We start from the raw sequence: 11,937 nt of genomic DNA, 5'->3' as shown, positions 1-11,937 counted from the left end.
AGCGCGGAGCGCGACGAACGCACGGGGAGGGCCGCCCCGACCGGCCGCCGGAGGAGCCGACCGTGGTGATCGAGACGCTCCAGCTCCCGGTGCTGGGCATCACGCTGTCCGTGTTCGTCGTCCTCGTCATCGCGGCGTTCGCGGGCGGCGCGTTCGGGGCCGCGCTTGGTGCGCTCCCGGCGTTCTGTTTCACCGGCTTCATGGTCATCGCCGGGGAGGCGGCGGCCTTCGCCGGGGCCGAACTCGCCGGCAGCATCACGGGCTCGGTCGCCTTCGGCCCGGTGTTCGGCCCACACGTCTCCTTCGCCGGCGGCGCGGCCGCCGCGGCCTACGCCGCCAGGGAGAGCGAGATGGGTGCGGGCTTCGACTACCACAACGCGAAGGCCATCACGTTCGCGCTCGGGACGGAGCCGAGCCACCTCGTCGTCGGCGGCCTGTTCGGCGTCGTCGGGATGCTCATCACGCAGTTCTCGGCGGCGCTGGCGCTCCCGTGGGACCCGATCGCAGTCAGCGTCACGCTGGGCGCGCTGTTGCACCGGGTGGTGCTCGGTTACTCGATCGTCGGGCCGATCGCCGGCGACGGCATCCTCGACATGAGTCCCTTCGAACGGGGCGAGAAGCGCGAGGCGGGCACCGTCGCCGGGGACGCCGACAAGGCCGGCGAGGAGCGGTTCGCCGTCGAGCCGTGGCTCCCCCACCAGTACGAGTGGTCGGGCGTCGCACTCATCGGCCTCGTCGGCGGCGCACTCGGCGGGTACATCTGGCTGCAGACGGGCAGCTACTTCCTCGGGTTCGGCATCAGCGCCGCGTCTCTGACCTTCCTGAACCTCGGCGTCGAGAAGATCCCCGTCACCCACCACATCACGTTACCGGGATCGACGGCGGGCGCGGCCGTCGTCGCGAGCGACCCCGCGGCGAGCGGGCTGGTCGTCGTCGTCGTGGCGACGGTGTTCGGCATCTACGGCGCACTGCTCGGGGAGGTGTGGCAGCGGGTCTTCTACGCCCACGGGGACACCCACTGGGACCCGCCGGCCGCCGCCATCACCATCGCGACGTTCACCGTCGCCCTGCTGTACATCGTCGGCGTGTTCCCGGGGTCGGCCTGGGTGCCGGCGCTGGGGGTCTGAGTTCCGGAGCGACGATCGCTCGGGCCGGTGTCACTGCCCGAGGAAACGTTTTGACAAGCGTCTCAACACAAATTATCAAAAATCATTAATTACATCTCCGGTTCGCTTGGGACGCGATGGCAGACAATCCAGACGCGGCGACGGACGGAATGGCCGAGACGTCCCGACGGACGTTCGTGAAGGCCACCGGCGCGGCGACGGCCGCGGCGGCGGTGGGAAGCGGTGCGAACAGCGCAGCTGCACAGACTGACTCGGATATCGACGGGCTGATCGAGGGGATGTCGCTCCGGCAGAAGGCCGGACAGATGACCCAGGTGGCGATCAGTTCCTTCGAGCCCGAGCCCGACGGGTCGAACGTCCCGGAGAACTTCGGCGTCGACACCGTCGGCGAACTGTTCACCGAACTCGGCGTCGGGTCGGTCCTCTCGGGTGGGGCGGCCCCGCCGAGCTTCGACGGGACCGAGGTGGTACAGGGAGTCAACGCCCTCCAGGAGTACAACGTCCGGAACGCTCCCAACGGCATCCCGTTCCTCTACGGCGTGGACGCGACACACGGGAACGACCTGCTGGAGGGCGCGACGGCGCTCCCGCAGCGGATGAACATGGGGTCGGCTCGGGACCCGGATCTGGTCGAGGAGGCCGAGCGCCACACGAGTCACTCGGTGGCGGCGATGGGTGCCCACTGGACGTTCGCACCGACGACGGACCTCCAGCGAGACCCGCGGTGGGGCCGCTTCTACGAGGGCATCAGCGAGGACCCGCTGCTGGAAGGCGACATCTCGCGAGTGCGTGCCCGCGCCCTGGAGGACGACGAGCGGATGACGGCCTGTGTCAAACACTTCGCCGCCTACTCGATACCGAACAACGGCAACGACCGGGCACCGGCCGCCACGTCGCTCCGCGATCTCCGGACCGACCTCCTCCCTCCCTACCGGGAGGCGCTCGAATCGGACCCCGGGACGGTGATGGTCAACAGCGGAGCCGTCAACGGCAAGCCGGCCCACGCCTCCCACTGGCTACTGACCGACGTGCTCAGGGAGCGGTACGGCTTCGAGGGTGTCGTCCTCTCCGACTACGACGACCTCGACCGCCTCATCACGAACCACGACTTCGTCGAGGACTTCCGGACGGCAACGAAGAAGGCCATCAACGCCGGCGTCGATATGTACATGATCGGGAACGGTGGGAGCGCTCCCGGTCCGGTTCAGTACATCGACACGCTGGTCAGCCTCGTCGAGGACGGCGAGATCCCGATGGAGCGCATCGACGAGGCGGTCCGCAACATCCTCGAACTCAAGGCGGACCTCGGCCTGTTCGAGCAACCGACCGTCGACGAGTCCCGCATCCAGAGCGCTCTCGGCGGCGCACAGGCGGCCTCGGAGCAGTTGGCCAAGGAGTCGCTGGTGCTCCTGAAAAACGACGGCGACGCGTTGCCGCTCTCGGGGTCCGAGAACGTCCTGCTGACCGGCCCGGGCGTCGACAGCGACGGCAACGACACCCGCGCGCTGATGCAACACGGCGGTTGGACGCTGGGCTGGCAGGGCCCCTCGGCCGGCGGCCCGTTCCCGCGACAGAACCTGCTCGTCGACGAACTTCGGAGCCGTGTGGGCTCGCTCACCCACGTCCCGACGTCGTTCAGCAACGGGACCTGGTGGGCCGGTCAGGGCGACGAGGGGAACCAACAGAGCGACGAGAACGGCGAGTTCGAGTTCACCGATCGGCAGGAGACGGCGGTTCGCAGCGCCGCCCCGGACGCCGATGCCGTCGTGATCGTCCTCGGTGAGGGGCCTCACAACGAGGGGTTCGGCGACCGCGACGAACTCGTCCTCGACGAGTCCCAGCGGCGACTGGTCGACGTGGTCGACGAGGCCACGAGCGACTCGACGCCCGTCGTCGGGGTGATGTACGCGGGGAGTCCTCGCGGCTCCGCCGAGACGTTCGGACAGCTCGACGCCCTGCTGTTCGCGGGCGAGCCCGGCAGCGACGCCGGCGTCGCAGTCGCCGACACCCTCGTGGGCGAGTACAACCCCTCGGGCAAGCTCGCCTTCAGCTGGCCGCGCAACCCCGGCACTCCGGTCGGGACGACCCCTGTCCCCCTGAACCGCTACCCGCCGACGTCGACGGGGGCGACGGACAACACACCGCTGTACGAGTTCGGCCACGGGCTGAGCTACACGAACTTCGAGTACGGCGACGTGTCGCTCTCGAAGTCCAGCATCATCGACGCCTCGACGACCGCCGAGGTGGTCCTCAGCGTCGAGGTGTCCAACACCGGTGACACGGCCGGTGAGCACGTCGTCGAGGTCTTCAACACCCAGTCGTACGGTTCGGTGCTCCAGCCGATCCGCCGACTGCTGGGCTACGAGCGCGTCTCGCTGGCCGCCGGCGAGAGCACGACGGTCGACGTGCCGCTGGACCTGAGCGCGCTAGAGGTCGTCCCGGGCGACGTGCTCGGCGTCATGCCGAAGGTCGTCGAGGCCGCCGACTACGAGCTCACCGTCGGACAGGACGGTCCGACGACGACGCTGACGGTCAACGAGACGGCGAGCGTCGGCGACGGCCTCCCGGTGCCCGGCCGGTACGACATCGACAACGACGACGAGGCGACCTACGCCGACGTCGTCGAGCTGTTCCGCGCGGTCAGGGAGTCCTGAGATGGCAGCGACACGTACCCGACGGGGAGCGGCAGTGCTGACCGCCCTCGTCGCCGTCGCAGCGCTCGCCCCCGGGGCAGCCCTCGCGTCCGGCCACGACGCCACGATATCCGTCGGGGACGCCACGGTCGCGCCCGGCGAGACGGCGAGCGTTCCGGTCGTCCTCAGTCGAGCCCCCGGTGGGCTCTCGGGGTTCGACGTGCGTCTGACCGTCACCGACGGCAGCGTCGCGAGCGTCACGAACGCGACCGTCGGCTCTCCCGTCGACGACGTGGCGAACGTCTCGGTCGGCGGCGACGGATCCGTCGTCCGCGTGGCCGGAGTCGACGGCACCGACGCGGTGGCCGACGGTGACACCGACGTCAGGCTCGCGACCGTCACCGTCCGGGGCGAGACGGCCGGCGAGACCAGCCTCGCCGTCACGGCGATCGAGGGGCTCCAGTCGGACAACGGAAGCCGACTGGCCGCCCGGGCCGAGAACGGGACGGTGGGCGTCGAGACCGCCGCCACGACCACGGTCGCGAGCGAGACGACGGGGAGCAGCGGTCCGGGCTTCACCGTCGGCGTCGCGGCGCTCGCCGCCGTCGCGGCGTCGCTCCTGGCGACCCGGCGGTGAGGCCGGTCGATCCGTCAAAGGCTAAACGGTTCGGAACCAAACGTCGTCCCGCTCGCCCAGAGATGCCCGACGAACCGAGGATCACCCGACTGCTCCAACAGTACGGCTTCTCCGAGGCGGCCGCGGAGACGTATCTGTCGGTCGTCGAGCGCGGGTCGGCCACGGTCAGTACCGTGGCGGAGGCAGCCGGTATCTCGACGAGTTACGTCTACGACGTCTGTGACGAACTGGAGGCCGACGGCTTCGTCGCCGTCGAGGACCACCGGACGCCGACGGTCCTCCGTGCGGTCCCGCCGGAGCGAGCGTTCGAATCGCTGCGGAGCGACATCGACAGCCTCGAATCGGCCGTCAGCGAGCGCTACCAGCGTGCCGAGGACGACGAGGAGGCCCTGGAGGTGGTGAAGTCCCGGCCGACCATCGTCAAGCGACTACGGTCGTACATCGAGGCTGCCGAGTCCGAGGTTGTCCTCCAGTTGCCCGCACGCCGCCTCCCGGACGTGGCGGACGCGCTCCGGGCGGCCCGCGAGCGTGGGGTCCTCGTCCTCCTCTCCCTGTGCGACGAGAACGCCGTCGACCCGGACGCGGCGCTGAGCGTCGAGACGCGGCTGGACAGCATCGCCAGCGTCGTCCGCCTCGCGCGGCCGGGGATGCCGTCGCTGCTGTCGGTCGATCAGCGCCGCGGGTTCATCTGCCCCGCCACGATGCTTGGGTGGGACCACGACGAGACCCGCGCGATCACGTTCACGCAGTCAGACGTCGCCGCCGTCCTCGTCGGCTCGTATCTGGGCAACTACTGGCCGCTGGGCACCGAGCTGGTCGTCTCTCGGCCACCGGACCTCCCCCGGACGTTCGAGATGTTGCGTCCCGTCGTGTTGGCGACGACCCTCTACCTCCGCGCCGGCAGGTCGCTCGGGATCGAATGCTACGTCCGGGAGATCGGAACCGACGAGTCGTTCCGGACCCGCCGGGGCGAGGTCGTCGGTGTCCGGCAGAACCTCGTCTCGCCGAGCAACAGCGACTTCGGTTTCGAGAACTCCGTTCGGGTCGACTTCGGCGACGGGACGGTCAGCGTCGGCGGGTACGGCGCGTTCCTGGAAGACTACGAGGCCAAGCAGGTGACGCTGCGCCCGCTGTAGTCGGCTCGTCGTCGCCTCACTCCGTCAGCGTCGCCAGCAGGGCCGCCTCCCGCTCCCGATCGGGACCGTACTTGCGGCCCGTCCGGTCGTTCGCGCGGTGCTCGTCGACGGTCCGCTGGAGCGCGACCCGGTGGGGGGTCGAGGACCACCCGAGGTCCCGCAGCTTCGTCACGTCCAGCACGTGGGGTGACCCGCGGTACATCGGGAAGTCCTGGGGCTCCAGCCCCTCGCGAGCGAGGTCCCGCGCCGTCGCGCCGACCGTCTCGACGCCCGTCTCGCAGGTCTCGGCCAGCAGGTCGATCCACCCGCCCAGCGTCGGGGCGTGCTCGTCGCCGACGTTGTACGCCTCGCCGGCCGTGCCCTCCTCGGCGACGATCCGCAGCGCCGAGGCCACGTCCTCGACGTAGGCCATCTGCCACAGCGAGAGCCCGTCGCCGGGGACGACGACGCGGTCCTCGACGTCGACGCGGTCGACCCAGTAGGCGAACCGCTCGGTGTAGTCGTGGGGGCCGTAGACGACGGTCGGCCGGACCGCCATCGCCCGCACGCCGTCCTCGGCGGCGGCGAAGACCGCCCGGTCGCCCTCGGCCTTCCGCGCGCCGTAGGTCTCTGCGCTGTCGGTGGTCGCCTCCTCCTCCGAGCAGGACTTCAGGGCGGTGTCGCCCTCGCGTTTGGGGACCCGCTCCTCGCCGTAGGAGGCCCCGCTGGAGACGTAGACGTACGCCTCCGCGTCCGCGAAGACGTCCGTCGCCTCGCGCACGTCCGCGGGGAAGTAGGCGACGCAGTCGACGACGGCGTCGGGCTCGACCTCGTCGCGGGCCGATTCGAGCGTCGCCCGGTCCCGGCGGTCCCCCTGGACGTGGGCCACGTCCGGGTCGTCGGCGAAGGGGTCGTCGTGGCTCCCGCGGTTGAGCATCGTCACGTCGTAGCCGGCGTCGCGGAACGCCTCGACCGTGTAGCGGCCGATGAAACGCGTCCCGCCGACGACGAGCACACTGTCCATACCGGCGACTGGAGCGGGGCCGACAAAACGGGTGGGGTAGGGGAACCCGCTACGCGCCCTCGTATCCGAAGCCCGCCTCCGCCATACAGCGGGCGATGAAGGTCCGCTGTGTGACGAACGCCGCCGGGTCGAGCGCGACCGCGATGCCCTCCGTGTCGCTGGCGACGAACTGCATCTCGATGGCGTCCTCGAAGCAGTGGACCGTACACCGCAGTTCGCCGTGGACGTAGAGCTCCTCCATCGCGGGCTTGCCGAAGGAGGTGACGCCCAGCTCCTGCCGGACCCGCTCCAGGTCCTCGTCGTCGTACTGTTCGCGGACGTCCCCGCGGGCGTACACCACCTCGAAAGTGTCCTCGGCGTAGTAGATGACACTCCGGAGTGCGTCGCCGACTTCGGCTTCGAGGAACTCGGCGACGCGTTCGGGTTCGTCGGTGGCCATGGGGCAACCAACGGGATAGTGACAGAAACGTATTATGTTACCTGTCGGCGAGGGTATGTGAGCGCGCGAACGCGGCTCTCAGTCGTCCGTCGAGGCGGCGAAGTCCGTCTCGGAGACGTCCGCGGCCGGTTCGGCGGCGGCGGGCGGTTCGTTGCGCACGTCGTCGCGCTCGCGGTCGGAGATGACCTCCGCGTAGGCGTCGGGCATCACCTTCGTGAACTGCTCCAGTTCCGCGTCCCAGTCGTCGAGGAGTTCGGCGGCGCGGTCGGAGTCCGTGTAGGTCTCGTGGTTCTCGACCAGCCGCGTGATCATCTGTCGGTCCTTGGCCTCCAGGCTCTCCTCGATGGACACCATCCCGGTGTTGGCCTTCTCGGCGAAGGTGCCGTCGGGGTCGTAGACGTAGGCGACGCCGCCGGACATCCCGGCCGCGAAGTTCTTGCCCGTCTCGCCCAGCACGACGATGGCTCCGCCGGTCATGTACTCACAGCCGTGGTCGCCGACGCCCTCGACGACGCCTTTGACCCCGGAGTTGCGGACGGCGAAGCGTTCGCCGGCCCGGCCGTTGATGTAGGCCTCGCCCTGGGTCGCGCCGTACAGCGCGACGTTGCCGACGACGATGTTCTCGTCGGCCTCGTAGGCCGCGTCCGGCGGCGTGTTGACGACGAGTTTGCCCCCCGAGAGCCCCTTGCCGACGTAGTCGTTGGCCGTCCCGGTGAGGTCCATCGTCACGCCCTGTGCGAGGAACGCACCGAAGGACTGGCCCGCGGTCCCGTCGAAGTCGACGCGGACGGTGTCGTCGGCCAGGCCGTCGCCGCCGTACGTGGTCGAGACCCGGTTCGACAGCGTCGCGCCGACCGCCCGGTGGACGTTGTCGATCTCCGTGTCGATGGCGACCGGGTCGCCGTCCTCGATGGCCCCCGCTGCGGCGTCGAGGAGGTCCCAGTCGAGTTGCTCGTCGACGTCGTGGTCCTGCTCGCGTTGCTTGTAGCGGCCGTCGTTGTCGGCCGGCTCCGCGATGACCGACGAGAGGTCGAGCTTGCGGGCCTTCTCCTGTTCGACGTCCTCGCGCTGTGAGAGGACGGTCGGCCGTCCGATCATCTCCTCGACGGACGCGAAGCCCAGCTCGGCCATGATCTCGCGCAGCTCCTGGGCCACGAACGTCATGTAGTTGATGACGTGCTGTGGCTCGCCGGGGAAGCGCTCGCGCAGGTTCTCGTTCTGGGTCGCGACGCCGACCGGGCAGGTGTTCTCGTGGCACTGCCGGGCCATCACGCAGCCGGAGGTGACCATCGACGCGGTGCCGAAGGCGAAGCCCTCCGCGCCGAGCAGCGCTCCGACGGCCACGTCGCGGCCGGTCTTCATCCCGCCGTCGGCGTTGATCCGGATGCGCGAGCGCAGGCCGGTCGCGCGCAGCATCTGGTTGGCCTCGGCGACGCCGAGCTCCCACGGGAGGCCGGCGTTCTTGATCGAGGTCTTGGGCGACGCGCCGGTGCCGCCGTCGTGGCCCGAGATGTGGACCACGTCGGCGTTGGCCTTCGCGACGCCGGCCGCGACGGTGCCGATGCCGTCCTCGGCGACCAGCTTGACGTTGATGTCCGCCTCGGGGTTGGCCGCCTTCAGGTCGTGGATGAGCTGTTTCAGGTCCTCGATGGAGTAGATGTCGTGCAGCGGCGGCGGCGAGATGAGCCCCACGCCGGGGGTCGCGTACCGGACGTGCGCGATCATCTCGTTGACCTTCTTGCCGGGCAGGTGCCCGCCCTCGCCGGGCTTGGAGCCCTGGGCCATCTTGATCTGGATCTCCTCGGCCTCGGCGAGGTAGTTCGATGTGACGCCGAAGCGGCCGGAGGCGACCTGCTTGGTCTTGCACTCCTTCTCGGTGCCGAACCGCTCGGGCGGTTCGCCGCCCTCGCCGGTGTTGGCGTTCGAGCCCAGCCGGTTCATCGCGATGGCGTTGTTCTCGTGCATCTCCGGGGAGAGCGAACCGAGCGACATCGCGGCCGTCTCGAAGCGCTCGACGATGTCGTCGACGGGTTCGACCTCCTCGACCGGGATCGACTCGCGGTCGGAGTCGAACTCCAGCAGGCCCCGCAGGGTCTGGAGCTGCTCGTTCTGGTCGTTGATGAGCTCCGCGAACTCCTTGTAGGTCTCGTAGTCGCCGGTCCGGACGGCCTGCTGGATCTTGCCGACCGTGTTCGGGTTCCACTGGTGGTGGATGCCGTCCGAGCGGAACTCGTACTCGCCCTGGCGGGGCATCTGCGGTTCGTCCTCGCTCCAGGCCACGTCGTGGCGCTGGAGCAGGTCGTCCTCGACCTCCTCGATGCCGATGCCCTCGGTGCGGCAGGTCGTGCCCTCGAAGTACTCGGCGATGAAGTCCGACGAGAGGCCCACGGCTTCGAAGATCTGCGCGCCCTGGTAGGACTCCACCGTCGAGATGCCCATCTTGGCCATCGTCTTCAGCAGGCCGTCCTCGACGGCCGTGATGTAGGCGTCGATCGCCTCGGGGAGGTCCGCGCCGTCGGGGCCGGCGACCAGGTCCTCGATGGTCTGGTAGGCCAGGTAGGGGTTGACCGCGCCCGCGCCGTAGCCGATGAGCGTCGCGAAGTGGTGGACCGCACGCGGGTCGCCCGACTCCAGCACGAGCCCGACGTGGTTGCGCAGGCCGTTGCGGACGAGGTGGTGGTGGATGCCACCGACGGCCAGCAGCGAGGGGATCGGGACCCGGTCCTCGCCGGCGGCCTTGTCCGAGAGGACGATGATGTCGTGTTCCTTCGCGGCCGCGTCGGCCTCCGCGCGGGCGTCCTCGACGGCCTCGCGGAGGTCGGTACCCCGCTCGTAGGTGATGTCGACCACCTTCGTCGACATCCCGTTCTCGTCGATCTCCTTGATCGCCGTCGTCTCCTCGTCGGTGAGGATCGGCGAGTCAAGCACGAGCTGGCGGGCGTGGTCGCGTGACTCGTCGAGCAGGTTCCGCTGGAAGCCCAACCGCGACTCCAGCGAGGTGACCAGTTCCTCGCGGATGTAGTCCAGGGGCGGGTTCGTCACCTGTGCGAACAGCTGCTTGAAGTAGGTGAACAGCGGGCGGTTGAACTGCGAGAGCACCGACAGCGGCGTGTCGTCGCCCATCGAGCCGACGGGGTCTTTCCCCTTCTCGGCCATCGGTTCGATGAGGTGGTCGACCTCGTCGTACGTGTAGCCGTACATCGCCTGGTGGCTCCGCAGGGCGCTCACGTCGTGGTGTGGCGTGTTGTCCTCGCGGGGCGCGATGTCGGCGATGTCGACCTGCTCCTCGGCGACCCACTCGCCGTACTTCTCGTCGGCGATGTCCTCGAACACTTCGGCGTCGGGGATGACCCTGCCCTCCTGGGGGTCGGCGAGGAAACACTGGCCGGGCTGGAGGCGGCCGCGCTCGGCGATCTCGCTCGGGTCGTGGTCGAGCGCACCGGCCTCGGAGGACATGACCAGCGTGTTGTTCCGCAGGACGTCGTAGCGACAGGGGCGCAGTCCGTTGCGGTCCAGTACCGCACCGATGCGCTCGCCGTCGGTGGCGGCCACCAGCGCGGGGCCGTCCCACGGTTCGACCAGCGAGGCGTGGTAGTCGTAGAACTCCCGCCGGTCGCCGGTCACGTCGTTCATCTCGCCGCGCCACGCCTCGGGGATGAGCATCCGCAGCGCGTGGGGCAGGTCGCGGCCGCCCTGGAGCAGCAGTTCGAGCGCGTTGTCGACGCTTGCGGTGTCTGACTGCTCGGGGTCGTCGATGATGGGCTTGACCTTCTCGATGTCCGACCCGAAGCGGTCGCTCTGGATGTCCGTCTCCCGGGCGCGCATCCAGTTGATGTTGCCCTGGATGGTGTTGAACTCGCCGTTGTGGATGATCCGCCGGTAGGGGTGTGCGAGGTGCCACGCGCCCAGCGTGTTCGTCGAGAAGCGCGCGTGGACCATCGCGAAGGTCGATTCGAGGCGCTCGTCGCCGAGGTCGGGGTAGTACTCCGGCAGTTGCTCGGCTTTCAGCAGGCCCTTGTAGACGACGGTGTCGTTCGCCAGCGAGACGACGTAGAAGCGCTCGTGGCCCGCCGGCTGTTCGTCCTCGACGGTGTTCTCGACGACGCGGCGACCGACGTACAGTTGGGTCTCGAACGCCTCGCCGGTCAGGCCCTCGTCGGAGGTGACGGCAAACTGGACGACGCGGGGCTCGGAGTCGAGGGCGGTCTGTCCGAGGCCGCTGTTGTCCGTGGGGACGTCGCGCCACTCCAACACGTCCAGGCCCTCGCCGGCCAGTTCCGTCTCGACGAGGTCCATCAGTGCCGCGGCGTCGTCTTCCTCGCGTGGTAGAAAGAGCGTCCCGATGGCGTACTCGCCCGGCGCGGGCAGGTCCGCGTCCAGTTCGTCGGCGAAGAACTCGTGGGGGATCTGCAGCATAATCCCGGCCCCGTCGCCGGTGTTCTGCTCGGCCCCCGTCGTACCCCTGTGTTCCAGATTCTCGAGCAAATCGAGACCGTCCGATACCGTGTCGTGGTCGCTGCCGCCGTCGAGGTCCATCACGACCCCGACGCCGCAGTTCGACCGTGCGTCCGCGGGGTCTGCGAGCCCGCCCTCGCCCGCAGACTGGTCACTGGTGTGTCGCTCGACCATGTGTATACGGCCCTAGCGAACACTCCCATAAGAGGATGTTCATCAAGAGGTTAGTGTTCCTATAACGCACATAAGGGCATATATATACATCACGAACGTTGCCGATAGTCACGACGGCGCGGGCGGGGGGACGCCGTCGCGGTTCACACACGACGGGAGTCGGTCGCAGTCTGCCGTTCGTCAGCCCCGAGTCTGACGGTACTTTATATATCATCGGTCGGGACTCCCCCACGGGGGCACGGAGAAAGTCACACGCTCCCTCGGCCCCACTTCTTCGAGTGTCACGTGGCGACGCCGGCGGTGGGCGCAGCCGGTTTTCGCGGCGGGTGGCGA

The 11,937-nt window shown here is 69.1% G+C and carries 7 protein-coding genes; 4 read left to right on the top strand and 3 right to left on the bottom strand.

Annotated features, from left to right (window positions below; translation table 11 throughout):
• The first annotated feature begins 65 nt into the window (after window positions 1–65).
• The 4 genes from P0592_RS11525 to P0592_RS11510 all read left to right on the top strand — a co-directional run bounded on the left by P0592_RS11525 (window position 66) and on the right by P0592_RS11510 (window position 5,533).
• Window positions 66–1,127 carry a DUF7973 family transport facilitator gene (locus P0592_RS11525; protein WP_419181136.1) on the top strand — a complete coding sequence of 354 codons (1,062 nt, stop codon included), beginning with the start codon at window positions 66–68 and terminating at the stop codon, window positions 1,125–1,127.
• Between the two features lie 116 nt (window positions 1,128–1,243).
• Entirely contained in the window at window positions 1,244–3,781 is a 2,538-nt protein-coding gene (locus P0592_RS11520; protein WP_276271031.1) for a beta-glucosidase family protein, read from the top strand.
• A 1-nt stretch (window position 3,782) separates the two neighbouring features.
• Complete coding sequence (locus tag P0592_RS11515) at window positions 3,783–4,397, top strand: hypothetical protein (RefSeq protein ID WP_276271030.1); 615 nt, start codon at window positions 3,783–3,785, stop codon at window positions 4,395–4,397.
• 62 nt (window positions 4,398–4,459) lie between these two features.
• Window positions 4,460–5,533, top strand: coding sequence for a TrmB family transcriptional regulator (locus tag P0592_RS11510; protein WP_276271029.1), 1,074 nt, complete (start codon window positions 4,460–4,462; stop codon window positions 5,531–5,533).
• Between the two features lie 16 nt (window positions 5,534–5,549).
• Here the strand turns inward: P0592_RS11510 and P0592_RS11505 are convergent, their stop codons facing one another.
• The 3 genes from P0592_RS11505 to gltB form a co-directional block, all read right to left on the bottom strand.
• The gene (locus tag P0592_RS11505) at window positions 5,550–6,536 is read right to left on the bottom strand and encodes an NAD-dependent epimerase/dehydratase family protein (protein WP_276271028.1); all 987 of its coding nucleotides are present in this window, start codon (window positions 6,534–6,536) and stop codon (window positions 5,550–5,552) included.
• A gap of 49 nt (window positions 6,537–6,585) precedes the next feature.
• Entirely contained in the window at window positions 6,586–6,975 is a 390-nt protein-coding gene (locus P0592_RS11500) for a DUF7522 family protein (RefSeq protein WP_276271027.1), read from the bottom strand.
• A 78-nt stretch (window positions 6,976–7,053) separates the two neighbouring features.
• Window positions 7,054–11,604 carry a glutamate synthase large subunit gene (gene gltB / locus P0592_RS11495; RefSeq protein ID WP_276271026.1) on the bottom strand — a complete coding sequence of 1,517 codons (4,551 nt, stop codon included), beginning with the start codon at window positions 11,602–11,604 and terminating at the stop codon, window positions 7,054–7,056.
• Between the last annotated feature and the right edge of the window lie 333 nt (window positions 11,605–11,937).

Origin of the sequence: Haloarcula litorea, from assembly GCF_029338195.1 — an archaeon.
Taxonomy (GTDB): Archaea; Halobacteriota; Halobacteria; order Halobacteriales; family Haloarculaceae; genus Haloarcula; species Haloarcula litorea.
This window is presented reverse-complemented; position numbering and strand designations above follow the sequence as displayed.